26 protein-coding genes and 1 CRISPR repeat array are annotated in these 25,945 nt (G+C 38.7%); of the genes, 19 read left to right on the top strand and 7 right to left on the bottom strand.

Features of this window, described 5'->3' with window-relative positions; all coding sequences use genetic code 11:
• Positions 1–129: 129 nt before the first annotated feature.
• Both cbiE and WJM97_RS16900 read left to right on the top strand, forming a co-directional pair.
• A complete protein-coding gene (gene cbiE, locus WJM97_RS16905; protein WP_353929948.1) occupies positions 130–1,347 on the top strand; it encodes a precorrin-6y C5,15-methyltransferase (decarboxylating) subunit CbiE in 1,218 nt (405 codons plus the stop codon).
• 314 nt (positions 1,348–1,661) lie between these two features.
• Complete coding sequence (locus WJM97_RS16900) at positions 1,662–1,940, top strand: hypothetical protein (protein WP_353929947.1); 279 nt, start codon at positions 1,662–1,664, stop codon at positions 1,938–1,940.
• Between the two features lie 32 nt (positions 1,941–1,972).
• Here the strand turns inward: WJM97_RS16900 and WJM97_RS16895 are convergent, their stop codons facing one another.
• Positions 1,973–3,415, bottom strand: coding sequence for a cobyrinate a,c-diamide synthase (locus WJM97_RS16895; protein ID WP_353929946.1), 1,443 nt, complete (start codon positions 3,413–3,415; stop codon positions 1,973–1,975).
• 174 nt (positions 3,416–3,589) lie between these two features.
• On the opposite strand from WJM97_RS16895, the gene WJM97_RS16890 reads away from it, so the two are divergent.
• The 14 genes from WJM97_RS16890 to WJM97_RS16825 all read left to right on the top strand — a co-directional run bounded on the left by WJM97_RS16890 (position 3,590) and on the right by WJM97_RS16825 (position 15,515).
• On the top strand, positions 3,590–3,820 hold the full coding sequence (locus tag WJM97_RS16890) for a hypothetical protein (protein WP_353929945.1): 231 nt from the start codon (positions 3,590–3,592) through the stop codon (positions 3,818–3,820).
• Positions 3,821–3,827: 7 nt separating this feature from the next.
• Positions 3,828–4,217: a type II toxin-antitoxin system VapC family toxin gene (locus WJM97_RS16885; protein ID WP_353929944.1), complete on the top strand. Its 390-nt coding sequence runs from the start codon at positions 3,828–3,830 to the stop codon at positions 4,215–4,217.
• A 189-nt stretch (positions 4,218–4,406) separates the two neighbouring features.
• Positions 4,407–4,901 carry a phosphohistidine phosphatase SixA gene (gene sixA / locus WJM97_RS16880; RefSeq protein WP_353929943.1) on the top strand — a complete coding sequence of 165 codons (495 nt, stop codon included), beginning with the start codon at positions 4,407–4,409 and terminating at the stop codon, positions 4,899–4,901.
• Positions 4,902–5,014: 113 nt separating this feature from the next.
• Positions 5,015–6,151: a citrate synthase gene (locus WJM97_RS16875; protein WP_353929942.1), complete on the top strand. Its 1,137-nt coding sequence runs from the start codon at positions 5,015–5,017 to the stop codon at positions 6,149–6,151.
• 429 nt (positions 6,152–6,580) lie between these two features.
• Positions 6,581–7,699 (top strand): NADH-quinone oxidoreductase subunit NuoH, encoded by a 1,119-nt coding sequence (gene nuoH / locus WJM97_RS16870; protein ID WP_353929941.1) that lies wholly within the window; start codon positions 6,581–6,583, stop codon positions 7,697–7,699.
• Positions 7,700–7,893: 194 nt separating this feature from the next.
• Positions 7,894–8,484 carry an NAD(P)H-quinone oxidoreductase subunit I gene (ndhI, locus tag WJM97_RS16865; protein ID WP_353933197.1) on the top strand — a complete coding sequence of 197 codons (591 nt, stop codon included), beginning with the start codon at positions 7,894–7,896 and terminating at the stop codon, positions 8,482–8,484.
• Between the two features lie 94 nt (positions 8,485–8,578).
• Positions 8,579–9,181, top strand: coding sequence for an NADH-quinone oxidoreductase subunit J (locus WJM97_RS16860; RefSeq protein WP_353929940.1), 603 nt, complete (start codon positions 8,579–8,581; stop codon positions 9,179–9,181).
• A gap of 77 nt (positions 9,182–9,258) precedes the next feature.
• The gene (gene nuoK / locus WJM97_RS16855) at positions 9,259–9,564 is read left to right on the top strand and encodes an NADH-quinone oxidoreductase subunit NuoK (RefSeq protein ID WP_006199065.1); all 306 of its coding nucleotides are present in this window, start codon (positions 9,259–9,261) and stop codon (positions 9,562–9,564) included.
• Between the two features lie 6 nt (positions 9,565–9,570).
• Positions 9,571–10,491: an NAD(+) kinase gene (locus tag WJM97_RS16850; protein ID WP_353929939.1), complete on the top strand. Its 921-nt coding sequence runs from the start codon at positions 9,571–9,573 to the stop codon at positions 10,489–10,491.
• Between the two features lie 257 nt (positions 10,492–10,748).
• On the top strand, positions 10,749–11,582 hold the full coding sequence (locus WJM97_RS16845; RefSeq protein WP_353929938.1) for an Rpn family recombination-promoting nuclease/putative transposase: 834 nt from the start codon (positions 10,749–10,751) through the stop codon (positions 11,580–11,582).
• Positions 11,583–12,159: 577 nt separating this feature from the next.
• Positions 12,160–13,464 carry a serine/threonine-protein kinase gene (locus WJM97_RS16840; protein ID WP_353929937.1) on the top strand — a complete coding sequence of 435 codons (1,305 nt, stop codon included), beginning with the start codon at positions 12,160–12,162 and terminating at the stop codon, positions 13,462–13,464.
• A gap of 259 nt (positions 13,465–13,723) precedes the next feature.
• Positions 13,724–13,966: a hypothetical protein gene (locus WJM97_RS16835; RefSeq protein ID WP_353929936.1), complete on the top strand. Its 243-nt coding sequence runs from the start codon at positions 13,724–13,726 to the stop codon at positions 13,964–13,966.
• Positions 13,956–14,345: a type II toxin-antitoxin system VapC family toxin gene (locus tag WJM97_RS16830; protein ID WP_353929935.1), complete on the top strand. Its 390-nt coding sequence runs from the start codon at positions 13,956–13,958 to the stop codon at positions 14,343–14,345. Before WJM97_RS16835 ends, WJM97_RS16830 begins: the two co-directional genes overlap by 11 nt.
• Positions 14,346–14,705: 360 nt before the next feature.
• Positions 14,706–15,515, top strand: coding sequence for a TlyA family RNA methyltransferase (locus tag WJM97_RS16825; protein ID WP_353933196.1), 810 nt, complete (start codon positions 14,706–14,708; stop codon positions 15,513–15,515).
• A 235-nt stretch (positions 15,516–15,750) separates the two neighbouring features.
• Here the strand turns inward: WJM97_RS16825 and WJM97_RS16820 are convergent, their stop codons facing one another.
• The 4 genes from WJM97_RS16820 to WJM97_RS16805 all read right to left on the bottom strand — a co-directional run bounded on the left by WJM97_RS16820 (position 15,751) and on the right by WJM97_RS16805 (position 21,358).
• Positions 15,751–16,755 carry a transaldolase gene (locus WJM97_RS16820; protein ID WP_353929934.1) on the bottom strand — a complete coding sequence of 335 codons (1,005 nt, stop codon included), beginning with the start codon at positions 16,753–16,755 and terminating at the stop codon, positions 15,751–15,753.
• Positions 16,756–16,908: 153 nt separating this feature from the next.
• Positions 16,909–18,339, bottom strand: a complete 1,431-nt coding sequence (gene pyk, locus WJM97_RS16815) for a pyruvate kinase (protein WP_353929933.1) — start codon at positions 18,337–18,339, stop codon at positions 16,909–16,911.
• Between the two features lie 178 nt (positions 18,340–18,517).
• Positions 18,518–19,531: a type I glyceraldehyde-3-phosphate dehydrogenase gene (gap, locus tag WJM97_RS16810; protein WP_353929932.1), complete on the bottom strand. Its 1,014-nt coding sequence runs from the start codon at positions 19,529–19,531 to the stop codon at positions 18,518–18,520.
• A gap of 470 nt (positions 19,532–20,001) precedes the next feature.
• Positions 20,002–20,261: a CRISPR direct-repeat array (repeat unit 37 nt; unit sequence CCCCACCGATTGGGTTAAATCGGAATTAATGGAAACG).
• Positions 20,262–20,485: 224 nt separating this feature from the next.
• A complete protein-coding gene (locus WJM97_RS16805) occupies positions 20,486–21,358 on the bottom strand; it encodes an Rpn family recombination-promoting nuclease/putative transposase (RefSeq protein WP_353929931.1) in 873 nt (290 codons plus the stop codon).
• 276 nt (positions 21,359–21,634) lie between these two features.
• On the opposite strand from WJM97_RS16805, the gene menB reads away from it, so the two are divergent.
• A complete protein-coding gene (gene menB / locus WJM97_RS16800; RefSeq protein ID WP_353929930.1) occupies positions 21,635–22,468 on the top strand; it encodes a 1,4-dihydroxy-2-naphthoyl-CoA synthase in 834 nt (277 codons plus the stop codon).
• 140 nt (positions 22,469–22,608) lie between these two features.
• Here the strand turns inward: menB and WJM97_RS16795 are convergent, their stop codons facing one another.
• Together WJM97_RS16795 and WJM97_RS16790 are read right to left on the bottom strand one after the other, a co-directional pair.
• On the bottom strand, positions 22,609–22,920 hold the full coding sequence (locus tag WJM97_RS16795) for a hypothetical protein (protein ID WP_353929929.1): 312 nt from the start codon (positions 22,918–22,920) through the stop codon (positions 22,609–22,611).
• A gap of 309 nt (positions 22,921–23,229) precedes the next feature.
• Positions 23,230–23,793 (bottom strand): DciA family protein, encoded by a 564-nt coding sequence (locus WJM97_RS16790; protein WP_353929928.1) that lies wholly within the window; start codon positions 23,791–23,793, stop codon positions 23,230–23,232.
• Positions 23,794–23,897: 104 nt separating this feature from the next.
• Here WJM97_RS16790 and WJM97_RS16785 point away from each other — a divergent pair, with 104 nt between their 5' ends.
• A complete protein-coding gene (locus WJM97_RS16785; protein WP_353929927.1) occupies positions 23,898–25,091 on the top strand; it encodes a hypothetical protein in 1,194 nt (397 codons plus the stop codon).
• Positions 25,092–25,169: 78 nt separating this feature from the next.
• Entirely contained in the window at positions 25,170–25,871 is a 702-nt protein-coding gene (locus tag WJM97_RS16780) for a PspA/IM30 family protein (protein ID WP_353929926.1), read from the top strand.
• The last annotated feature ends 74 nt before the right edge of the window (positions 25,872–25,945 follow it).

Below are 25,945 nucleotides of genomic sequence, written 5' to 3'. Positions count from 1 at the left end.
TTAAACTCTTGTGGTGCGGGCATCTTGCCCGCTAGATGTGTATCTTATAAGATCGGTAAGTGCTGTATATCTCATTCCCATGCAGAGTATAGTAATGAGGGAGGATCAATTATTTACAAATTACGAATTATGCAAAAATGGTTATCAATAATTGGTATTGGCGAAGATGGAATTGAGGGATTAAGTAAAATCGCCATTTCTATTCTTAATCAAGCGCAAATTATCATCGGTGGAGAACGTCATTTAGCAATGTTACCCCCAGGAGATAACAGAGAAAAAATTAGTTGGAAATCTCCTTTTAAAAATTCCATTCAAGAAATTGTTAACCGTCGCCATGAAGGTAAATCAATATGTATTTTAGCTAGTGGCGATCCTATGTTTTATGGTGTCGGTGCAACTATTACTAGACATATTCCCATTGATGAAATTACTATTATTCCCTCACTTTCAGCTTATAGTTTAGCTTGTTCTCGATTAGGTTGGAATTTTACAGAAGTAGAAACTTTAAGTTTATGTGGTCGTCCAGTTTCTTTACTAAATTCTTATATTTATCACGGGGCAAAATTATTAATTTTAAGTGAGGATAAAAATACACCAAGAATTGTTGCGGAAATCTTAAATAAACGCGGTTATGGCAATAGTAAAATTACAGTTTTAGAAAGAATGGGTGGTAAATATGAAAGAATTTTCACAGAAATTGCAGAAAGTTGGAAACAAACAGAAATAGCCACTTTAAATACTATTGCAGTGGAGTGTATAGCCGATGTGGGAATAATTGGTTTATCAAGATTTCCCGGTTTAGCTGACAGTGCTTTTCACCATGATGGACAATTAACGAAAAGAGAGGTTAGAGCAGTAACATTATCAACTCTAGCACCTTTACCGGGAGAATTACTTTGGGATATTGGTGCTGGTTGTGGTTCTATTTCTATAGAATGGATGAGGAGTAATGCAAGATGTCGGGCAATTGCTATTGAAAAAAATCATCAAAGACTCAATTATATAACTGATAATGCGACTGCTTTAGGTACACCAAATTTGCAAATCATTGCCGGAAAATCAACAGAAGTGATCCAAAATTTACCCACACCTGACGCTATTTTTATCGGTGGTGGTGTGACAGCACCAGGATTATTTGATCAATGTTGGGATGCTTTAAGAACTGGGGGAAGAATAGTTGCTAATGTTGTGACTTTGGAAGGAGAAAAAACGTTATTTGCATGGTATGAAAAAGTAGGAGGAAGTTTTACCAGGATTTCTATTCAACGTGCAGAACCAATTGGTAAATTTTTAGGTTGGAAAGGGATGTCTCAAGTGACTCAATGGGTGGGGTATAAGGGATACTAATAGATGTATTTTTTAAAATTTCTGTAAACTGTATTTTTTGTTACATACAATCCTAAAAACCGAAGATAACATAAAACAAATCTTGTAACACAGGAAAACATTTCTAGAACAAACCTTTTTGTTCTCTGTTTATCTTCTTACATTGCAGACAACTAAATATAGGAGTTTGTCTTCTTCAATAATTCACCTTAATTCAATAAAATCATCTAATTTCGACCTCATCTTTGAAGTCGTAATTCACCTAACAAAATTTTGACAGGTATTTATAAAAACCTGTGATTATCCAAAATTAGCTGAACGCAAAGGAGTTTACCGTGCATAGACAAATGTGCTGGTTATCTAAGTCTAGCGGTGATGATGAGAAAATATTGCATTTGCAGACTTCTCTAGGTCAACCTTGGCGACCTTACACAGCGTTTCCTCAATTTTCAGTACCAGATCATAAAATACCCGGTGGTTCTAAAGGTTGGGCAACATATCAAAAACTCTTAAAAGCTGGTTGGACATTAATTCCCAGCGCCCGTGCAAATGAGTTTAGTAATAGTTTGGCAGAATCAAAATCGCACCATGAAAACGCCATAATTAACTCATAATTCATCAGCGAAAGATGGGGGTTTAATCCCCATCAAAAAGCTGTTTTGTTTTCTGTAGATTTAAAACTTTGGCATTTTTGTAAAAACATTTCCGGAATTTCTACACTTTCTCCCCAATGTTGATGTACATAAGAAGCATGAACATGAGGTAAATTCCATCCTTCCAACCCTGTATTTTCTTCGCAGTCATAACGATAAGTATCAAACAATGGTTGTTGAGGATGAGTAATTACATGAGAACGATGAAACTCATGACCATAAATATTTGTTCCTGAATTTAATAAAAAACTATTTTCTAAAACTACCGCCCGACGATATCCTAAAGTTAACCTTTTATCCATTTGTGCATCCGTGGGTAATATTCCCACCATTGACCAAGCCTGATTTTCAAAATCAATAATATTTTCACATAAATACATCAACCCACCACATTCAGCAATTGTTGGTATTCCTGATAAAATCGCCTTTCTTACTTCTTTAATCAAGTTATTATTTGCAGATAATTGTTGTGCAAATACTTCAGGAAAACCACCCCCAAAATACATTCCTTGAATATTTGAAGGTAATTGAGAATCATTTAAAGGACTCCAAAATACTAACTCCGCTCCCAATTCTTCCAACAAATCTAAATTATCTTGATAATAAAAATTAAAAGCCTTATCCCTTGCAACAGCAATTCTCACCTTAGATTTTATATCTTGTATTTCTCTGCGCTCTCTGCGTCTCTGCGGTTCGTTAATCTGAAAATTATTAATCTCTTCAGACAGACATTCACTTACTTGTAAAAGTGGTAATAATTTCTCCCAATCAAAACAACTATCACCCAAATCTGCAAGACGATTAATTATATTATCTAATTCTGGTAATTCTCCAGTAGGAATTAAACCCAAATGACGATCAGGAATACTAATATTATCTTCTCTTCTCAACACACCTAAAACTGGTAATTGTAATTTTCTTAGTGATTTTTTCAATAAAGATAAATGGCGATCACTCCCCACCCGATTTAACACCAAACCAGCAATTTTAATTCTATCATCTAAACTACAATAACCGTGAGCGATCGCAGCTACAGAACCAGATAAACGACTACAATCAATTACTAATACCACAGGTATATTTAATAATCTAGCAACATGAGCGGTACTAGCAAAATCCATTTGATCAATAGGTTCTAAATTTGATGAATTACCCACACCATCAAATAAACCCATTACCCCCTCAACTAAAGCATATTCACATTCTTGAGAATGAATTTCAAAACATTTTTGAATATAACTTTCTGAAGTTAAAACCGCATCCAAATTGCGACAAGGAAGACCTGTGACATATTGATGAAACATCGGATCAATATAATCTGGTCCCACCTTAAAAGATTGTACTTTGAAACCACGACGACACAAGGATGATAAAAGTGTCAGGGTGACAGTAGTTTTCCCGACTCCGCTACGTTCTCCAGCAATAATTAAAGGCATGATTTTGGTAATTGGTAATTGGTTAGAATCAATCCCCGGTTGTGTTAAGTGTATTATATTAATTAAATACAAAATTCAAAAATATATCTGTATGATAGTATAATAAACATATACTTTACTGATTCGTCAACGTTTTGCATTTTGATGCTAAATCAACTAACATAAATCTGTACAATGACACAACAAAAATTGTTAAACGAATTTGTATCTCTTCCTGCTGAAGCACAGCGTCAAGTAATGGACTTTATTGCTTTTTTGCGACAAAGATATGCAATAGTTGAAACTGCTACTCAGTCACCAAATAATGATTTGATAAATGATGGATTTATTGGGATGTGGAGTGAACGTCAAGATTTAACTGATAGCAACGATTGGGTGCGTAATGTTCGAGAAAATGAGTGGTAAAACTCCCATGACTAATTCAACTATTGTTGATACTGATATTATTATTGATGTTGGTCGAGGTGTCATCGAAGCAATAAACTGTTTGCAAAACTTGAAAGCAAATTCTAGCTTGGCAATTAGTATAGTCACACAAATGGAACTAATGGTTGGTTGTGCTAATAAAGCAGAACTACAAACATTAGAAAAATTCCTGAAACAGTTTTTTATTATTAAAATTGACGAGGTAATTTCAGATAAAGCTGTTGATTTATTGCAGTCTTATCGTCTAAGTCATGGCTTATTAATTGCTGATGGTCTAATAGCAGCTACAGCAATAGTCAGGAATTATCCGTTTATCACTAAAAACCAACGAGATTATAGATTTATTCAAGGTTTAAACTTATTACCTTACCAGTAACTGGTGAGGCTGATTACTGAGAAAAATGACAATGATAAGGACAATTATCCTATGCTTAGTGAAAATTCACTAAATCCACAGTATATATCTGAAGATATCTTTCTAGCACAGAAGAAAGTGAATTGGAAAGAGCGATATTCATCTTATCAATAAACCTCTTGCTGTAAAGGTAATTATGGTATGAGAATCATGCAACTATATTTAATTCGTCATGGCATCGCCGAAGAACATCAACCAGAATTAAAAGATGAAGAGCGACAATTAACCAAAGAAGGTAGACAAAAAACCGAAAAAGTAGCCCAAAGATTAGTAAAACTAGGCTTAAAATTTGACTTAATTCTTAGTAGTCCATTTGTCCGCGCTCATCAAACAGCAGATATACTTATTGCAGCCGGACTGAGTTCTCAATTAGAAATATCAGATCATCTCACCTTTGCAGGTGACATTCATAATTGGTTAGAAGACTGGTTTCACCCCAGAAACTTTCCTCAAAACACCCAACTAGCACTGGTAGGCCATGAACCTTGTTTAAGTAGCTGGGCAGAAATTCTCCTCTGGGGAGAAGCAAAAGAACAACTCATCCTTAAAAAAGCAGGTATGATCGGAATAAAACTACCAGATGATGGTTCTCCTGTGGGTCGTAGTCAAATGTTCTGGTTGACACCCCCCAAGTACCTGCTATAACAGTTTTTTAACCCTTCTTATCAAGTGGTTTGTAGTAATGATTACTGTTATGGTGATAATAATCTCTGGTAAGTTAATGTGTCCAGATATTTCACAAAATAAGTGGTGTAGCCATGACACTGTGCGAATACAAGCCTGGTTTAGAAGGCATTCCCGCAGCCCAGTCTAGTATTAGTCATGTAGACGGGCAAAAAGGAATACTAGAGTATCGTGGTATTCGGATTGAAGAATTAGCCGAAAAAAGTACCTTCCTAGAGACTGCTTATCTTTTAATCTGGGGACAATTACCCAGCAAGGAAGAACTAGAAGCATTTGAGCATGAAATTCGCTACCACAGACGGTTAAAATATCGCATTCGGGACATGATGAAGTGTTTTCCCGAAAGTGGTCATCCAATGGATGCACTACAAGCTTCTGCCGCTGCCTTGGGTTTATTTTACTCCCGCCGGGATTTACATAACCCCGTCTACATTCGGGATGCAGTAGTGCGCTTAATGGCCACAATCCCCACAATGGTGGCAGCCTTTGAACTTATGCGGAGAGGCAATGATCCTGTCAAACCACGGGATAACTTAGACTATGCTGCCAACTTCCTGTATATGCTCAACGAAAAAGAACCAGATCCTTTAGCAGCAAGGATTTTTGACATCTGCTTGATTTTGCACGTTGAGCATACAATGAATGCTTCTACCTTTAGTGCGCGGGTAACAGCTTCTACATTGACAGACCCTTATGCTGTAGTTGCCAGTGCCGTAGGTACATTAGGAGGTCCCCTTCATGGTGGTGCTAACGAAGAAGTAATTCAGATGTTAGAAGAAATCGGCACTGTTGATAACGTGCGTCCTTACTTAGAAGATCGTCTGCAAAGAAAGGCGAAAATCATGGGTTTTGGACACCGTGTTTACAAAGTTAAAGATCCACGGGCAAACATCTTACAAAGCTTGGCAGAACAATTGTTCGAGAAGTTTGGCTACGACAAGTATTATGAAATTGCCCAAGAAGTGGAACGGGTAATGGCCGAAAAAGTTGGCAGCAAAGGAATTTATCCTAATGTTGACTTTTATTCCGGTTTAGTCTACAGGAAAATGGGAATTCCTACAGACTTGTTTACACCAGTATTTGCGATCGCTCGTGTAGCTGGTTGGTTAGCACACTGGAAGGAACAACTGGCAGAAAACCGAATTTTCCGACCAACCCAAATTTACAATGGTCTTCATGAAGTTACTTACACTCCCATCGAAAAGCGTTAATTAGCTTGATAGGCAAAAAGTAACTCTGAAGTGGTATTTCCCTGGGATTAGCTGACAAGTACCCAATTTTAGATTTGAGATTTTGAATTCATCCCTTCAAGTGGACAGATTAATAACTGTCATCTTGCAGCTTGATCAGGCGTGTCTTCAAAATTTTTCTATGGATAATTTTTCTGGGGAGATGGGAAGAGGGGGAGAATATTTTCACCAATGCCCAATTACCAATCACTAATCCCAACCATAAGTAGAAGTTGTCATCTTAGATCAAAAGGGGAAAACCATCCAACGATATACTAAACTCATGAATTGGCAACAAATCTACAACTAGGCTTCATCTCAACAGAGATTCTCAACCAGTGAATTTACAGATATTAACTCAAATAATAGTTGTAATTCACAATGACTTGACGACTTAAAAGAGTAGCAAACATGAATGCAGGAATTGACCTCCAAGGAACTTTTATTGAATCCGTCAAGGATTTAGGAATACCAGCAGGGGCAGCCAAAGCGCTTTGGATGCCATTGCCAATGATTCTGATGCTAATAGGAGCAACAGTAGGAGTGCTGGTTGCTACCTGGTTAGAACGGAAAATTTCTGCGGCTGCACAACAACGGATTGGGCCTGAATATCAAGGGCCATTTGGTTTGTTAGTGCCAGTAGCCGATGGTCTGAAATTAATCTTTAAAGAAGACATCGTACCCGCCAAAGCAGACAGATGGCTGTTTACCCTTGGTCCAGTAATTGTAGTAATTCCGGTATTTTTATCATTTTTGATCGTTCCCTTTGGGGAGAATATCGTGATTACCAATGTGGGTATGGGGGTATTCTTGTGGATTGCTTTATCCAGCATTCAGCCCATAGGCTTATTAATGGCAGGTTACGCCTCTAATAATAAATACGCCCTCTTGGGTGGTTTGCGGGCAGCAGCACAATCAATTAGTTATGAAATACCATTGGCGCTGAGTGTATTGGCGATCGCCATGATGTCAAACAGCCTCAGCACCGTAGACATCGTTAACCAACAATCCAACTTTGGTATTTTAGGTTGGAACGTGTGGAGACAACCACTAGGCTTCATCATCTTCTGGATTGCAGCCTTAGCAGAATGTGAACGCCTACCCTTTGACTTACCAGAAGCAGAAGAAGAACTCGTCGCCGGATATCAAACCGAATACGCAGGGATGAAATTTGGATTATTTTACTTAGGTTCTTACATTAACCTGATCCTTTCCTCCCTCCTCGTAGCAATTTTATACTTAGGCGGTTGGCATTCTCCCATCCCTGTAGAAATGCTCAGTGACTCACTAGGATTAAGCATCAACAACCCCATCATCCAAGTAGTTGCAGCCGCTTTAGGTATTACAATGACCGTACTTAAAGCCTACTTCCTAGTATTTCTCGCCATCCTCATTCGTTGGACAGTACCACGGGTAAGAATTGACCAACTGTTAGATTTAGGATGGAAGTTCTTACTACCAGTTGGCTTGGTTAATCTTCTGTTAACCGCAGCCCTCAAATTAGCCTTTCCCTTCGCCTTCGGTGGTTAATAGGTGACAGTTGACAGTTGACAGTTGACAGTTGACAGGTGACAGGTGACAGGTGACAGGTGACAGGTGACAGGTGACAGTTGACAGTTGACAGGGTAATAGTTGTACCAATTACCAATTACCCATTACCAATTACCAATTACCAATTACCAATTACCTATCACCCAACAAGATTAGAGAAGAGACATACAAAAATGCTAAAGTTCCTCAAACAAGTTGGTGATTACGCCAAAGAAGCAGTACAATCAGCCCGCTACATTGGACAAGGTCTATCTGTCACCTTTGACCACATGCAGCGTCGTCCCATAACCGTACAATATCCTTACGAAAAACTGATTCCTGGGGAACGGTTTCGGGGAAGAATTCACTACGAATTTGACAAGTGTATAGCTTGTGAAGTTTGTGTACGTGTTTGTCCTATTAACCTCCCTGTAGTTGATTGGGAAATGGACAAAGCCACCAAGAAGAAAAAACTCAAACACTACAGTATTGATTTCGGAGTTTGTATTTTCTGTGGTAACTGCGTAGAATTCTGTCCAACTAACTGTCTATCCATGACAGAAGAATACGAACTTTCTACCTACGATCGCCATGAACTAAACTACGATAGCGTAGCTCTAGGCAGATTACCTTACAAAGTCACAAACGATCCAATGGTGACACCACTGCGCGAATTTGTTTATCTACCAGCAGGTGTAACAGAACCCCATGGAGTTCCCGCAGACGCTCCCCGTGCTGGTTCTCGTCCAGAAGACTTAGTAGAAAGTGGTAATGGTAATGGGTAATGGGTCATAGGTAATAAATCGTTTTTCCCAATTACCAATTACCAATTACCAATTACCAATCAGTATCTATCAAACATCAAAAGGATCGAAAAAAGTGAATTTAGCCGAAGGAGTACAACTTGTTTCATTTGGCATTTTAGGCGTGATGATGATTGCAGCAGCACTAGGTGTAGTGTTGTTTTCTAACATCGTCTATTCCGCTTTTTTGCTAGGTGGTGTATTCATCAGCATGGCGGGACTTTACCTATTGCTAAATGGTGATTTTGTCGCCGCTGCACAGATACTTATTTATGTCGGCGCGATTAACGTCTTGATTTTATTTGCCATCATGTTGGTAAACAAACGCCAGGATTTTTCCCCTTTACCTAGCGCTGGAGTGCGAAAAATTATTACAGGTGTAGTTAGTCTAGGACTATTTGCCCTGTTAAGCACAATGGTTGTAGCAACACCTTGGGTCTATTCCACTGCACCTATAGCTGGTCAAAATTCCATAGTTGTCATTGGTGAACATTTCTTCACCGACTTTTTGCTGCCCTTTGAATTAGCTTCTGTATTGTTGCTAATGGCAATGGTAGGAGCAATTATTCTCGCACGTCGTGAATACTTACCAGATGAAGTCAACTCTTCTCAAACTATCTTAACCTTACCAGAACGCCCTAGAGAATTAGTTTCTAGTGGCACTGGAACTGAAGAATAGGAGATGGGGAGGATAAATAACCCAATCACTAATCACCAATCACCAATCACCAATCACTAATCACTAATCACCAAATTATGCAACTTCAATACTTCTTATTACTAGCAGCAGCTTTGTTTTGCATTGGTATTTATGGTTTAATTACCAGCCGTAACGCGGTACGGGTACTAATGTCTATTGAGTTGTTGCTCAATGCTGTTAATTTGAATTTAATGGCATTTTCCAACTTCCTCGACTCAACATTAATTAAAGGTCAGGTTTTCACAGTTTTTGTGATTACCGTGGCAGCTGCTGAAGCAGCGGTAGGGTTGGCGATTGTACTGGCTATTTATCGTAACCGTGATACCGTTGACATGGAGCAGTTTAATCTCCTCAAGTGGTAATAGTGCGTGCAATTAAACCAGGTAATCATTGCATATAAAGCGCGAGATTCTCAGAGTAAACGCTGGGCTGAACTCTGCGCTAAACAATTGGAAGCCCGCAATTGCCAAGTTTTGGTAGGGCCTAGTGGACCCAAGGACAACCCCTATCCTGTGTTTTTGGCTTCCGCTACCCAACCCATTGATTTAGCTTTGGTACTTGGTGGCGATGGTACGGTTTTAACCAGTGCTAGACATTTAGCCCCAGCTGGTATCCCCATTTTAGGGGTGAATGTGGGAGGCCATTTGGGCTTTTTAACTGAGTCTGTGGACGAATTTCAAGAACCAGAAAAGGTCTGGGATCGGTTGTTTGATGACCACTATGCAATTCAGCGGCGAATGATGCTACAAGCGGCTGTGTATGAAGGACATCGGACAAATTTAGAACCGGTAACGGAAGATTACCTGGCTTTAAATGAGTTTTGTGTGAAACCAGCTTCTGCTGATAGGATGATTACCTCAATTTTGGAAATGGAAATTGATGGTGAGGTGGTTGATCAGTATGTAGGGGATGGTTTAATAGTATCTACTCCTACGGGTTCAACTGGTTATACAGTTTCTGCCAGTGGTCCAATTATGCACGATGGCATGGAGGCTATTACCATCACTCCCATTTGTCCTATGAGTCTTTCCAGTCGTCCTTTAATTTTACCCCCTGGTTCGGTGATTAGTATTTGGCCTTTGGGGGATTATGATTTAAGTACGAAGTTATGGATGGATGGGGTTTTGTCTACTTCTATTTGGCCTGGGCATCGTGTTGATATCCGCACGGCTGACTGTATGGCTAAGTTTATTGTGTTGCGGGCTAATAATTCCTACTATCAAACCTTGCGCGAGAAGTTACTTTGGGCTGGTACTAGGGTTCATTACGGTAATAATCACCGCAATTAGACTACTAATTTATGACAATTTTTGTGGGGTGGGCATTTTGCCTGCCCTTGTGTATTTCCAGAAATGGAATTTGCGATCGCACTTTGGCTTTTTTGGCAAGGTGCGTTTATTTAATAATTTAATAATTTAGTAATTGTCAGAATCAGGATGTCCAGGATTTGAGGATTGACAGGATGTTAATTTAGTATCTGAATCTGGTGATGATAAAATAAAAAAAGGGCGGCAAAATACCACCCAAAAATATTAATATCAAATTAATGAAAACAGATACGATATTTTACCGCTTATTTCAAGAAATACCAAGTATTTTTTTTGAACTCATAGGTCAATCTCCCGAACTAGCCGAAAATTATGAGTTTTCATCTATTGAAGTTAAACAAACAGCTTTTAGAATAGATGGGGTTTTCTTACCTCACGAAACCACAGACAACCCCATTTACTTCCTAGAGGTGCAATTTCAGCTAGATGAAGACCTTTACAATAGACTGTTTGCAGAAGTATTTATTTATATCCGTCAAAATAAACCTAACAATAATTGGAAAGGAGTAGTTATATACCCGACTCGCAGTATAGACACAGGTGATATTAAACACTATGAAGAATTTTTCCTGAGTCAAAGAGTGAGGGTAATTTATTTAGATGAGATTGAAGAAACAACATCATTACCCATTGGGGTTGCTACAATTAAACTAATCATCACTAATGAAGAAACAGCTATTGCTCCAGCTAGGGAATTAATTGATCGTACCAAACAAGAGGTCAAGTCTCAGCCAAAACAACAACAAATATTAGAAATCATCGAGACCATCTTAATTTACAAATTTCCAAGAATGAATAGGGAGGAAATAGAATCAATGTTTGGACTAAGTGATTTAAAACAAACCAGATTTTATCAAGAAGCTAAACAAGAAGGTAGAGAGGAAGGTAAGGAGGAAGGTAGAGAAGAAGGTAGAGAAGAAGGAGAACTCAAAGCTAAATTAGATGCTGTTCCTGGTTTAGTAGGATTGGGTTTAAGTCAAGAACAAATTGCTCAGGTTTTGAATTTAAGTATTGATGAAGTGAAGAAGATTGTAGAGAAAATGTCAAAGTGATAGTTAATTGATTTAATTTGTCTGAATCAGGATATCCAGGATTTGAGGATTGATAGGATGGTAATTTTTAGATAGTTGGTTTGTTGGTTTGGTGGTTAATTTTGTATTTGTCAGAATCAGGATTTTCAGGATTATAGGATTGACAGGATGGTAATTTTTCGATGGTTTAAATTCTTCAAAAATAATCATTTAAAAACATCCTGAAAAATCCCTAACTTCCCGACAAACAATCATTAAATCACATCCTGTTCGCGTAGCGTGGCGTTAGCCATAAATCCTTAAATCCTGGAAATCCTGATTCTGACAATTCAACGCAGATAAACGCAGATAAACGCGGATGTTAAACAGATTATTTCTTTACTTCTTTGCGTGAGACATTCAGATACCCGACTTATTTTATCACCTATCCTGTATCAAAATCAATTATCATAGAAGTCGGGGATCTTCGCAGTATATTATATTTTATCCTGTAAATCCTCAAATCCTGGTTATCCTGATATGGCTACGCCACGCTTCGCTATCAGACAATACCAGATATACTAAACAATATACATATTTTTACCCATCCTCTTGAATAATGTTACAACCAGGTCAATATTTAAAACAACGTCCCCACTTTGTAGTAGAAGCAGAAATAGGTGGTGGGGGTTTTGGTGTCACTTTTAAAGCTAAACACCGAGATTTGAATTTTCCCGTTGTTATCAAAACTCCCAATAGTCGGTTACAGAAAGATGCAAACTATCCCAAATACGTTAAAGGTTTTCGCAAGGAAGGAAGAATATTAGCAGAAATTACTCAAAATCATCATCCCAACATAGTCAGAATTATAGACTTTTTTGAAGAGGATAATTTACCATGTTTAGTCATGGATTTTGTGAAGGGTGAAAATTTATATAATTTGATTCAAGAAAAGGGTATTTTATCAGAAAAAGTTGCCATTGATTATATCACCCAAATTGCCCAGGCTTTATCTATTTGTCATCAACAAGGAATTATTCACCGGGACGCACATCCTGGTAATATGATTTTAAGAGCAAATAGCAATACTGTAGTTTTAATAGATTTTGGTTTAGCGGGAAATGTAAATAGTCAAAGCATCAATCAAAACGGGAATCTAGCTTTTGCACCTTGGGAACAAATGTTAGAAACGGAAAAATTACCAACTTTAGATATTTACACCCTTGCAGCTTCTTTGTTTTATTTAGTGACTGGAGATACTCCCATTTCTTCCTTAGCTCGGAAAATGACAAACCGTGCTTTAATTGAACCCAAGGAGTTAACTTCCAGAATTAGTGAAAAGTTAAATTATGCAATTATTAAAGGTTTAGAATTAGAACCTCAAAACCGTCCCCAAACTATGCAAGAATGGGTGAGTTTATTTCCTGGTGTTGGTGATGATGAGGTAGAATTAAAATCCGATGTAGGAATGGACTATAGAAAACTACGTGACTTACTCAAAGCTGGAAGATGGAAAGAAGCGGATAAGGAAACAGAAAGGGTAATGTTAGCAGTTGCGAACCGGGAAAAGGAAGGTTGGTTAGATGTTGAACATATTGATAATTTTCCCTGTGCTGACCTGCGAACTATTGACCAGTTGTGGGTAAAATACAGTAATGGTAAGTTTGGGTTTTCTGTACAGAAACGGATTTATCAGGGTTATGGTGGAACGAGAGAATATAATGAAGAAATTTGGAGACAGTTCGGAGACACAGTAGGATGGAGAGAAGGAGGAAGTTGGTTGTATTACTCAGATGTTACTTATGATATAAAAGCACCAGAGGGCCACCTACCGAATACACCATTGTTAAATAGTAGGTGTTATGGGGTGGTTTTTATGAATTGTTTTGTGTGGGGGTGTCTTCCCTCGCGTCGAGACTTGTAGATTGTAGTCTGTAAAGGTTACATAAAATTATTAAGATTTGTGAACACTAGATTTTCCACGAAGTATTGCGGGTTCTGGGTTTTGATTACCTGGTACTCAGGGGGAAGTGGGAAAGAGAAAAAAGATGTAGTCTGTAGGGTGCGTTAGGAGCGCGAAAAGATTATAAAATAAACAAATAAATAAACTACGCGACGTAACGCACCAATATCAAATATCTGAATCTGAATACCCAAATGATTGTAAAACAAGAGTGAAAAATATGACGACATCTGTTGACGAACAAATTATTAAACAAATAATCGCACAATTAAAAACTATGCCAGAAAATTTACAATATCAAGTTCTTAAATTTGCACGTGATTTAACAAATGAAACTCAAATTCAAGGAGTAAGTGGAAAAGAATTACTGCATTTTGCTGGTGCAATATCTCCCGACGATTTAGCATTAATGAATACAGCAATACAAGAAGATTGCGGACAGGTTGATGCTGATGAATGGTAGATATTTATTGGATACAAATATTATTATCGCTATTTTTGCTGGTGAAGAAAACGTGAAAAAGCATCTTGCTGAAGTAGAAAGTGTCTTTATTCCCAGCATTGCACTAGGTGAATTATTTTATGGCGCTAGAAAATCTGGACGTTCACAGCAAAATATAGAAAAGATTGAAGAGTTTATCTCTAAAAATATTATACTTAACTGCGATCTAGAAACATCAAAAATATATGGTGAAATCAAAAATAAATTACGCTTAAAAGGTCGTCCATTACCAGAAAATGATATTTGGATTGCTGCCATTAGTATTCAACATCATCTAACCATAGTAACACGCGATGCTCATTTTCATGAAGTTGAAAATTTATCAATAGTTTCTTGGTAGAATAGAAATAATTGTTATTCAGAAGAAAAATATTATGTCAGAATCAGGATAACCAGGATGATAGGATTTACAGGATGGTAGTTTTTAGATGGTTTAAATAATTCAAAAACAATCATTCAATAACATCCTGAAAAATCCCCAAATTCCCCACAAACAATCATTAAATCATATCCTGTTCGCGTAGCGTGGCGTTAGCCATAAATCCTCAAATCCTGGACATCCTGATTCAGACAGAGAAAATCCTCAACTTACCCACAAACAATTATTAAATCACATCCTAAAAATCCTCAAATCCAGAAAATCCTCAAATCCAGAAAATCCTGATTCTGACAAATAAAATTCCTAACTTTTTAGTAATTTATAATGAAACAAAGACTAGATACACTATTAGTAGATTTAGGTTTATCCCCCTCCCGTCAACAAGCACAACGCCTAATTCAAGCCGGCGAAGTCATGGTAAATCAAACAGTAATTGATAAAGCCGGTACAGAGGTAGATAAAAAAGCAGAAATTCAAGTTAAAGAACGTCCCCCTTTTGTTTCCCGTGGTGGTGAAAAACTCGCTAAAGCTTTAAAGTTTTTTGGTATTTCTGTAAATCAAAGAATCTGTTTAGATGGGGGAATTTCCACCGGCGGTTTTACCGATTGTTTATTACAAAATGGTGCAGAAAAAGTTTATGGAATTGATGTTGGTTATGGACAAGTTGACTGGAAAATTAGAACTGATGAACGAGTAATTTTAAAAGAGCGTACTAATTTACGAGAATTACAACCAGAACAATTATATCCTGAAAATACAACTTTACCTGATTTAATTGTTGTAGATGTTTCCTTTATTTCTTTAACCAAAGTTTTACCAGCAATTTGGCATTTAACCCAAGCACCAAGGGAAGCAATTTTATTAGTTAAACCACAATTTGAAGTTGGTAAAAACCGTGTTGGTAAAAAAGGTGTAGTTCGTGAGCCAAAAGACCATGCAGATGCCATTTTTCAAGTGTTACAAACAGCCTTAGAATTAGGATGGAAATATCGGGGTTTGACGTTTTCTCCCATTACTGGCCCAGCGGGAAATATTGAATATTTGTTATGGTTGGGAATGGAAAGTGAAATTTCAGCACTAGATTTAGCAGAAATTCAAGAAATGACTAAAAATGCAGTCAAGGAGTTTTAATTTGTCTGAATTAGGATTCACAGGATGTATAGCAATGGACAAGACGGTTAGGACATTAAACAGAACTAAAACTTAGACTAGGACTTACGCAAGAAGTCTATCAAATTCCTATTCCTCTGTGTTCTCTGCGTCCTCTGCGGTTTGATATTCCCTAACTCGTGCGTAAGTCCTAAAACAAATTAAATCCCCGACTTCATAAAGAAATCGAGGATCTAAATTAACTAATAATTATCCCTTAACCAGCAGCAACCATTTCTTTTTCCAAACGTTCCAATCTTTCAGCCAAAAGTTTTTCCAAGCTAATTAAAGCCTTAGTAAAACCTTCAATACCTTCAGCTAATTTATCAGAAGCCATCCGGTCAGCAGCGTGCATTTTATCAAAAGTGGCTTTATCAACAGAGATTTTCTCAATAGACATCCCCGCAGCTTTTGCAGGATCAAGTTTACGAGGTAAATCTGCAACTGTGCTTTGCAACTCGGATAACAAAGCAGGAGAAATAGTTAATAAATCGCAACCGGCTAACTCAGTAATTTCGCCAAGGTTACGGAAACTAGCACCCATCACCTCAGTTTTATAACCAAACTTTTTGTAGTAGTTATAAATCTTAGTAACAGACAACACACCAGGATCTTCCGTAGCAGGATAGCTATCCCGGCCAGTATCCTTCTTGTACCAGTCCAAAATCCGACCCACAAAAGGAGAAATCAGAGTAATACCAGCTTCAGCACAAGCGATCGCCTGGTGAACACCAAACAACAATGTTAAGTTACAGTGAATACCTTCCTTCTCCAAAATTTCCGCAGCCTTAATACCTTCCCAAGTAGAAGCGATCTTAATTAAAACCCGCTCCTTGGCAACACCAGCAGCCTTATACTGAGCAATTAAATCCCTTGCTTTGGCCAAAGTAGCATCAGTATCATAGGATAAACGAGCATCCACCTCAGTAGACACCCGACCGGGGATAATTTGCAAAATCTTCAAACCAAAAGATACCGCCAAACGGTCAAAAGCCAAAGTCACCACATCAGCTTGAGTAGCCTTAGCGCCAGCATCCTTCTTCGCTTGGATCAAAGTTTGATCAACAATATCTTGATATTCCGGCATTTGCGCCGCAGCTGTAATCAGAGAGGGATTAGTAGTAGCATCCTGGGGGGTAAACTTTTTAATTGCTTGGATGTCCCCAGTATCTGCCACAACAACGGTTACTTCCCGCAACTGTTCCAGTAAATTCTTAGACATAAAATACTCCGTGAATTTATTTTGTTTAGGATTTACCAATCCCCAATTATTTAAACCCTTCCATCTTCCACACAATTCTGATTCTGGCAATTTTTCTTAATGATTGCCTAACTTTACTAATTGGGTTGAGGCCTCAAACCCATTTTAGATTTTTCAAGCAGTAATTGGCTGTCCAATCGAATGCACTTTAATTAAACTGGTTGTTCCTGACATACCAATCGGCACTCCAGAAGTAATCACCACTTTGTCACCCTTTTTCACACAACCCTTTTCCACAACAGTATTCACCACATTGGTAAACATCTCCTCGGCATTGTAAACAGGCTGAATTAACAAAGGTTCTACACCCCAAGATAACGCCAATTGCCGATAAGCGGTAGCGTCAGAAGTGAGAGTAATGATGGGAGTCAAAGGACGATATTTAGAAATCAACCGCGCTGTATTTCCAGAAGTAGTATTACAAAGAATCGCCTTAGAACCAGTTTCATAAGCCATTCTACATACAGCTTGAGCCACCGATTCAGTCACACTCAAACGCCCGGCTTCATGATTCCAAGTATGTTTAGCACCAGCTTGGATAGTCTTTTCCGTTTGCATAGCGATATTGTGCATCATTTGCACCGCCTCAACAGGATATTCACCCACAGCAGTTTCCCCAGACAACATCACCGCATCCGTACCATCCAAAATTGAATTAGCCACATCAGTAGCCTCAGCACGGGTAGGATCAGGGGAGCTAATCATAGACTCCAACATTTGAGTCGCCGTAATCACAGGCTTACCAATCAAATTACAACGGCGAGTGATATCCTTTTGAATCATCGGCACTTGGTGAATTGGTACTTCCACACCCAAATCACCCCGCGCAATCATAATTGCATCAGCGACTTCAAGGATATCATTCAGTTGCTCTACAGCTTCCGGGCGCTCAATCTTAGCAATCAAACGAATTTTTGCCCCAGCCGATTCAATCATCCGTCTTGCAGGTTCTAAATCTTGAGGCGATCGCACAAAAGAAACCGCCACCCAATCCACACCCAACTGAATCCCAAACCGCAAATCCATCAAATCCTTCTCTGTAATTGAACTTACAGGTAAAGGAGTAGCAGGTAAATTCACACCCTTATGACTAGAAATCAACCCGCCAACATCAACATGAGCGCGAATTTTATCAGTATCACGACCGCTAACAGTTAACTTCACCCGCCCATCATTAATTAAAATCGGTTCACCAACCCTAATCATGGCGAATAAAGTTGGTAGCGGTAAGGGTAATTCCTGAATATTGTCACCCTCATTTTCTAAAACAAAAGTCACCTCACTACCTGTTTCCAGCATCAACCCATCTGCTGGTAATTTCCCCAACCGAATTTTTGGGCCACACAAATCCTGCATAATCGCCACAGGTTTATGTAACTTATCACCAATATCTCGTAAATACTGAAAAGTTTGGGCATGAAAATCATAAGCCCCATGAGAAAAATTCAACCTAGCCACATTCATTCCCGCTTTTACCAAAGCCTCTAGCTTTTCCGCTGAAGATGTAGCAGGGCCAACAGTACAGATAATTTTGGTTCGACGCATAAAAATTACATAGGGTTAATGATTTGGTAGCGCACCCACCGCTTCGCGGAAGTCAAAATTCAAAAGTCAAAAGTAAGAAGATGTAGGGGTAGCGCCCCCGTGCCTACCCCGATTTTGGGTGAGGGGGAGAAAATTTTTACTTATTCCCTGTTCCCTGTTCCCTGTTCCCTGTTCCCTGTCACCTCTTCGCCATTGACAACATCAAATCAACAACACGGTTGGAATAACCCCACTCGTTGTCATACCAAGAAACAACCTTAAAGAAATTGGCATTTAACTCAATTCCTGCGCCGGCATCAAAAATACTAGAGTGTGTATCACCTTGAAAATCTGTGGAAACTACATTTTCATCGGTGTAACCTAAAATTCCCGCTAATTCACCCTCAGCGGCTTTTTTCATCGCTGCACAAATTTCTTTGTAACTGGTAGACTTCACCGTTTTAAAAGTTAAATCCACCACTGAAACATCAGGAGTAGGTACTCGTAAAGCCATCCCAGTTAACTTACCTTTCAACTCTGGTAAAACCAAAGCCACAGCTTTAGCAGCACCAGTTGAAGAAGGAATAATATTTTGCGCTGCACCCCGTCCACCACGCCAGTCTTTTTTACTGGGGCCATCTACCGTCGGTTGGGTAGCTGTCATAGCGTGAACTGTAGTCATTAAACCTTCCGCCAAGCCAAAATTATCATTAATGACTTTAGCGATAGGTGCTAAACAATTTGTAGTGCAACTAGCATTAGAAACAATCAAATCTTTTGTAGGGTCATAAGTGTTGTGATTTACACCCATCACCATAGTTTTCACCTTATCAGGATCTTTTGTCGGTGCAGAAATTACAACCCGCTTTGCACCAGCTTTGAGGTGATTTTCTGCCCCAGCGTAATCGGTGAAAAGTCCTGTAGATTCGACAACATAATCTACACCCAACTGACCCCAAGGCAATTCCGCCGGATTTCTCACGGAAACACAAGGGATAAAATGACCATCAATCACCATTCCATCTTCCCTAGCTTCCACCTTGCTGTTTAATCTACCGTGTGTAGAGTCATACTTTAACAAGTAAGCAAGATTATCAGGTGGAACTAAATCATTAATGCCCACAAACTCAATGTTAGGGTTATTTAGACCTGCTCTGAGTACCAGTCTACCAATTCGCCCAAAACCATTAATACCGACTTTTAACTTTGCCAAAATCAAACCTCCTGCTTAGTGTAGAGATGCAAACAAGGATCTTTGGCCGGAATAATTTTAATCTGACTTAGTTAACTCTTGCAGTCACATAAGATATATATTTTTGGGCATGGGGCATGGGGCATTGGGCATTGGTAAAAATATTTCACAGTACCTCCTAATGAATAATTTATCCATCACATCCTGTACATCCTCAAATCCTGGACATCCTGATTCAGACAAAATTATACTAAAAGTCTTACTGTGTCTATTTTTTAAGCCATTTAAACAAGATTTTGTATCATGACTATCTACACACCTCGGCAAATCGCCAAAACCCCTATTCTTTCGTTGAGGTGTGTCGAATGCTTACTGTGTAAGGATTTGAGCTATGTGTTTGACGAATTTTTTAGATGGTTTTATAATCTTTTTTAGAGGTGTGTGGATTTGCAGTCTGAAATCCTTACTGGGTAAGGGCTGCTAGACGAACTCCCCACCGATTGGGTTAAATCGGAATTAATGGAAACGTTGTGTGGGTTGTTGAAAACGTTCAATAGCGTTTCCCCCACCGATTGGGTTAAATCGGAATTAATGGAAACTGGTTTAGCAGCGAATCAGACTTGTTTATTACGTTCGTAAGCCCCACCGATTGGGTTAAATCGGAATTAATGGAAACGCCTGGATATAGTAATTCTCCATGATTCTTTGATTTATCCCCACCGATTGGGTTAAATCAGAATTAATGAAAACGAAAAAGCCCCCATATTGATGAGGGCTTATTATTTTTTTGGTATTACTGAAACGACATATGAATAAGACTTACGCAAAATATCTCTCAAACTCTCTTACCTTCGTGTTCTTCGTGCCTTCGTGGTTCATTCTTCTGTAACTTCTGCATAAGTCTTAATGAAACTGAAAAATTGCCAAAATTAAACTCTTACTCTCTGCGACTCTGCGCCTCTGCGTGAGAAAAAATCATAAAAAACTTTGCTGTAACTCCTCAAAATTATTAGCTAAAACCACAGTTCGCAAAATATCTTGTAACCGTTCCAAATCATTAACTTGAGAAATTTGAGGCATTAACTCCAAAGCTTCATTACCAAACTTCGCCTCCAAACTCGTCCGTATACTTGATATAATTCCTTCAGCTTTCCCTCGTTCTTCTGCTGCTGCTTTTCCTCTGATTTCTCCTTCCTTGAGTATTTCTTCATACCAAGGTGACTCTCGTAGAACCGCCATATCCCACCTCATAATTTCTTGAACTAACGCACTTTCCAATACAAAAGTAGCAAAAAAGGCTAGAACTGTTTCCAGTTGATTTAAGTCGTCATCTCGACGTAGAATTTGTAGTGCTTCCCTAATTGTAGACTCATTTCCTCCTCCTTTGAGAATTGGCACAAAGGGTAGTAGTGACGGTAAAGATTGTTGAAAGGGAATATTCACATCAACTTCCCACAAATTAATCACCCGATAATCTTGGGTTGCTGTTAATCCGGCCACATTAGATGTAAATTGTGTAAGTATTTCTACATCACTGGTTGGCAAAATATTAATCAGCACCGGATAAGTAGGTAATTGATATTTTTCTTCCGCAAGTCCCGCATAACAACGCATTCGCCTGGGCATTTTGGAGTTATAGCGCAATTGCACTTCATTTAATACTAAAAATTCTCCATGTTCTGGACTTGTGACACGGATTAATACATCACTTTCTCTACTTATCCATTGAAATTCTCCTGATAAAATTTCTTGGGCTTTAATATCAGGAATATCTGTCACCCATCTTACCCAATTGTCGGGCGCAAGGCTAATTAGTTTTTTTGTGCTGGTGTCTGCTGGTTTGGGCATTTGTTCAGATGCACTTTTGTTTAGAAAATCATCATATCTGAAGGGGGAAAGATTGAATTATCAGGGTTTGAGGTTTTTTTAACAGTTTCTCAAGTAAAATCACTATAAGACATTTGCAAATCCCAGATACAGCATATTTTAGGTTGATGAAGTGCAACATTAAAGTTGAACTTTAGACACTAACTTAGTTTAACTCCTGACTTCTGTACGGGCGAACGGCCGTTCGCTACTGAATTATGTTGTAAAATTAATTTCTCAAACGGCACATTGATAATTATGTTAACTGACTGGAAAACTGTTAAATCCTACGAAGATATTTTGTATCAAAAAACCGATGGTATAGCCAAAATTACTATCAATCGTCCCCACAAACGTAACGCTTTCCGTCCCAAGACAGTGTTTGAACTCTACGAGGCTTTTTGGGATGCTCGTGAAGATACAAATATTGGTGTAGTCCTATTTACTGGTGCAGGACCCCACACAGATGGTAAATATGCTTTCTGTTCAGGAGGTGATCAAAGTGTACGCGGCCAAGCTGGGTATGTTGATGATGAAGGTATTCCCCGTTTGAATGTCTTGGATTTGCAACGTCTGATTCGTTCTATGCCGAAAGTTGTCATTGCTTTAGTAGCGGGTTATGCCATTGGTGGTGGTCATGTTTTACATTTAATTTGTGACCTCACTATAGCCGCTGATAACGCCATTTTTGGACAAACTGGACCGAAAGTAGGTAGTTTTGATGGTGGTTTTGGTGCAAGTTATTTAGCCCGAATTGTTGGACAAAAAAAAGCCCGTGAAATTTGGTTTCTCTGCCGTCAATATGATGCCCAACAAGCTTTAGAAATGGGATTAGTTAATACTGTAGTTCCCGTTGAAAATTTGGAATCTGAAGGGATAAAATGGGCGCAGGAAGTATTAGAAAAAAGTCCTATTGCTATACGTTGTTTAAAATCCGCTTTTAACGCCGACTGCGATGGCCAAGCTGGGTTACAAGAATTAGCTGGTAACGCAACTTTACTTTATTACATGACTGAAGAAGGTTCTGAAGGCAAAAAAGCTTTTCTAGAAAAACGCCCCCCGAATTTTCGAGATTTTCCTTGGTTGCCTTAACCATCTTCCCAAGCGCACCTTTTTCCAGGGTGCGATATTAACAATTATTTATTTATAACAAAGACCAAAAATTCTCAAGGAAAATTTTATGTTTACAAACCTGAAAAAAGACTAACTCTGATCTAATTAATAGCAGACAATTACATAACTAAAGCTTGGGCTGTTTGTTCTGTTGATGAACAGTTAACATTTTCTTTCACTGAAGCGGGTAGAAAATCCTCTACATTGGAATTAAGATGAGCAGAAACTGGTATTTCTTGCGCTACTGGTAAACTCCAAGCATCTTCCAAAGATGCCCATGAAGTTGCAAAAGCGGGGATCGCTAAAGAGCAAGCCTTCCAACAAGCTTTGACTGGTGCGCTCAGTTGTTGACACATACCACCACGACGGCCTTCTGGCTGATAATAACGGCAATATCTACAAGCAGATGTTAAAGGGTTAATGGGTTTCATGAGCTTTCATCTTCAGTGTGGTTGAGGAATACTTATCACACTTATATTTTGCTTCTATGACAAAATAGGTATAAAGCCCAAAAGTGATTATATTGTCAGGGTTCTAGCTATTTTCATCTAAAAAAAAGTTTATTATCTCTTTATAATTGCGTTATATTTGTAAATGATTAGTGAGTAAATACACACTTTTATATCCTCAAACTATTGGGGATCAACCTTAATAATCAGACTTTAGATTTACGACTGTTTTATAACTAATTTTTTCATCCCCGAAATTTGAGGTCTATTTGTTAATTTTGAGGTGAGGATTCAGCTATCAGCTATTCCTTGATTAATTAATTTAGCCCGACAGGGAGAACAAACTCCCCAGTGTTGGAGTTCACCGGCTGGTGTGGGACATTGACATTGAGGACATAAGGATAAATACTGCGATCGCTCTTGTTTCATCCTAGCCCAATTTTCAAAAGCTATATTCGCACTTTCCCTACTATTTTTAACTGGAGACATGAACATATTTTCACCTAAGTAACTAGGGTGATCCTGTGGTGATAAAGTTTGTTCTTGAGGTATCAGTAATGGCGATCGCTTCCATTCCGCCGTAGAAAAACGTATATTTACCAAGGGCTGAGGTAACTTTGTATTTAATTTCAGCAGCAAAGACTGACGTTGAAAAGTTAAATTTTGCGCCCAAGCGGCACTAGCGGTTGCTACCGACAAAACATCACGCTGAATAGATAAAGGACGAGTTTGTAAAGCCACCTTAGTCCCAACCACCTCCGGCCAATATTTCAGTAACTGTTGAAAAGGTTGCTGTTCCCGTTGGGTTTCTAGGGCAAGAATACCTAAAATATCATTAACTGATTTCAACGACATACTTTTAAATCCAGTAATAATTTCTCTAAAATCGGAAATTTATGATCCGAGGTAATAAAATTCATCTAGGAATATACAATTTAAAACTTTCAGGCCAAATCACTATGAATAAAAATCCCATAATTGACTCTGAGACTAAATCTTCTCCTGCGTCTGGCTTAAAACCAGAATTAGCTACAGCACTAGGTAGTTTGGAAGTACACTTAGAGCAAGAGTTAACCAGATACCGTCGCACACGCAATGGAATTAGACAACCAAAAAAAGTTAGTTCAGAAAACCACAATACCAATCCAGTCCTACCTGTAAACAATGTAAATGTCACATCGGCACAAAATCAGACTTCAGTAATTCAGACAAATACAATTTTCTCAGAACATCCAGGTTTAGAAACACAACCACATGAAGAAACCAGCCATCTGCCTGGATCTGTAGCTGAAGATACCGCCACAACATTTACCTCACCAACCCCAGCACCAGTCGCAACCAACTCTGTCAGTAGCATTGTACCCACAAAAGTTGAGAAGGATGAAAATGAAACTCTCGTTCCCACAAATTCATCCACACACCCAGATGATTATTTAGAATCGAGTGAAGCGCTGCTGCGAAGTCTCCAAGAAAAACAACCAAAACCCGAAAAACCTCAAAGTCAGAATGATAGTCTACTGTCACCCTTGGGTATTGGTTCAATGCTGTTGTTATTATTAGCCAGTTTGACATTAGGCTATGTAGTCTTTAATCCCCAAACCATGCCACAGTGGGATGTCAGCAAACTCAAATTTTTTAACTTTAACTTGAGTTCTCCATTCAAAGCGGAAAAACCAGATGTGGCTGATGTCAATACTTCAACCATACCAGAACCAAACATCACACCCATAGCTAAATATCCCAATTTGGCTGCTCGTGAATTTCCAGAAGTTAGAGATCCTAATGATGTGATTGGTTTAAAACCTAAAGCTAAACCCACCCCAACCCCCACAAGTACCCCTCTAACACCTGTAGCTATTGCCACACCTAAAACTCCTCTCAAACCACCCGCACTGCCCAGTATTACACCAAAAACCACACCATCAGCAGCAAATACTGTGATCAAACCTTCAGCTGATGGATACTATTATTTAATAGTTGATAATAAAGGTAATGATGCTTTAGCTATGGCGCAGCAGGTTGTTCCTGACGCTTACCTATCAGATGGGACAAAGTACATTTATTTGGGAGCGTTAAAGACAGAAGCCGAAGTAAACAAAAGATTACAGGAACTCAAAGCAAAGGGAATTAAAGCCCGTGTCCGTCAACCATAATCGGTAATTCAATTCTTAATTCACAATTAAAATCATCCTCAACTTGTTGGTTGATAAACAGTGAAAGGAGCAACCAAAATGGAAATATTGAAGCGTGTAGCGCGAGTAATTCGCGCCAATTTCAATGACTTAGTTAATGGTGCTGAAGATCCAGAAAAAGTTTTAGAGCAGACAGTAGCAGAAATGCAGTCCAATTTAATGCAAATGCGCCAAGGCGTTGCCTGTGCGATCGCCACCCAAAAACGTACGGAACGTCAAGCACTAGCAGCACAGTCTCAAACTGAAGAATGGTATCGTCGCGCCCAAATAGCACTCCAACAAGATAATGACATCTTGGCTAGGGAAGCTCTCAGCAAACGTCAAGGATATCAAAAAACCGCTCAAGCCCTGTTTGAGCAAATAGAACAGCAAAAACAAATAGTAGATAAACTCAAACAGGATATGCGGAACTTGGAGCTAAAAATCTCCGAGGTGAAAACCAAAAAAGATATGTATATCGCCCGCGCTCGTTCTGCTCAAGCATCTTACAAACTTCAGGAAATGCTGAGTGATGTTTCTAATACATCTACATTGGGTGCATTAGCACGGATGGAAGATAAAGTTACACAAATAGAATCACAGGCAGAAGTAATTGGTCAACTGAGCGGTGGTGATAATCTGGAAACAAGATTTGCTGACTTGAATTCTATTAGTAATGTGGATGCTGAACTAGCAGCAATGAAAACGCAAATGTTAAATGATGTAAATAATACCTCTTCAGGGAAAAACCCCCTAAAATAGTAACTACCTAAAACTCCACAGTCTTAAATGTGATTAGTTAATGTAGCTGAATTATAGGTTCATGATTCAGAATG

This window comes from Okeanomitos corallinicola TIOX110 (genome assembly GCF_038050375.1).
In the GTDB taxonomy this organism is placed as follows: Bacteria; Cyanobacteriota; Cyanobacteriia; order Cyanobacteriales; family Nostocaceae; genus Okeanomitos; species Okeanomitos corallinicola.
Note: the sequence above shows the minus strand (reverse complement) of the source record. Positions and strands in the feature narration are given on the sequence as shown.

Excerpts from the sequence above, each read along its gene's own strand:
- cbiE (WP_353929948.1), top strand. The coding sequence starts at position 130 with ATGCAAAAATGGTTATCAATAATTGGTATTGGCGAAGATGGAATTGAG.
- WJM97_RS16895 (WP_353929946.1), bottom strand. The coding sequence starts at position 3,415 with ATGCCTTTAATTATTGCTGGAGAACGTAGCGGAGTCGGGAAAACTACT.
- WJM97_RS16890 (WP_353929945.1), top strand. The coding sequence starts at position 3,590 with ATGACACAACAAAAATTGTTAAACGAATTTGTATCTCTTCCTGCTGAA.
- WJM97_RS16885 (WP_353929944.1), top strand. The coding sequence starts at position 3,828 with ATGACTAATTCAACTATTGTTGATACTGATATTATTATTGATGTTGGT.
- sixA (WP_353929943.1), top strand. The coding sequence starts at position 4,407 with ATGCAACTATATTTAATTCGTCATGGCATCGCCGAAGAACATCAACCA.
- WJM97_RS16875 (WP_353929942.1), top strand. The coding sequence starts at position 5,015 with ATGACACTGTGCGAATACAAGCCTGGTTTAGAAGGCATTCCCGCAGCC.
- nuoH (WP_353929941.1), top strand. The coding sequence starts at position 6,581 with ATGAATGCAGGAATTGACCTCCAAGGAACTTTTATTGAATCCGTCAAG.
- ndhI (WP_353933197.1), top strand. The coding sequence starts at position 7,894 with ATGCTAAAGTTCCTCAAACAAGTTGGTGATTACGCCAAAGAAGCAGTA.
- nuoK (WP_006199065.1), top strand. The coding sequence starts at position 9,259 with ATGCAACTTCAATACTTCTTATTACTAGCAGCAGCTTTGTTTTGCATT.
- WJM97_RS16845 (WP_353929938.1), top strand. The coding sequence starts at position 10,749 with ATGAAAACAGATACGATATTTTACCGCTTATTTCAAGAAATACCAAGT.
- WJM97_RS16840 (WP_353929937.1), top strand. The coding sequence starts at position 12,160 with ATGTTACAACCAGGTCAATATTTAAAACAACGTCCCCACTTTGTAGTA.
- WJM97_RS16835 (WP_353929936.1), top strand. The coding sequence starts at position 13,724 with ATGACGACATCTGTTGACGAACAAATTATTAAACAAATAATCGCACAA.
- WJM97_RS16830 (WP_353929935.1), top strand. The coding sequence starts at position 13,956 with ATGAATGGTAGATATTTATTGGATACAAATATTATTATCGCTATTTTT.
- WJM97_RS16820 (WP_353929934.1), bottom strand. The coding sequence starts at position 16,755 with ATGTCTAAGAATTTACTGGAACAGTTGCGGGAAGTAACCGTTGTTGTG.
- pyk (WP_353929933.1), bottom strand. The coding sequence starts at position 18,339 with ATGCGTCGAACCAAAATTATCTGTACTGTTGGCCCTGCTACATCTTCA.
- WJM97_RS16805 (WP_353929931.1), bottom strand. The coding sequence starts at position 21,358 with ATGCCCAAACCAGCAGACACCAGCACAAAAAAACTAATTAGCCTTGCG.
- menB (WP_353929930.1), top strand. The coding sequence starts at position 21,635 with ATGTTAACTGACTGGAAAACTGTTAAATCCTACGAAGATATTTTGTAT.
- WJM97_RS16795 (WP_353929929.1), bottom strand. The coding sequence starts at position 22,920 with ATGAAACCCATTAACCCTTTAACATCTGCTTGTAGATATTGCCGTTAT.
- WJM97_RS16790 (WP_353929928.1), bottom strand. The coding sequence starts at position 23,793 with ATGTCGTTGAAATCAGTTAATGATATTTTAGGTATTCTTGCCCTAGAA.
- WJM97_RS16785 (WP_353929927.1), top strand. The coding sequence starts at position 23,898 with ATGAATAAAAATCCCATAATTGACTCTGAGACTAAATCTTCTCCTGCG.
- WJM97_RS16780 (WP_353929926.1), top strand. The coding sequence starts at position 25,170 with ATGGAAATATTGAAGCGTGTAGCGCGAGTAATTCGCGCCAATTTCAAT.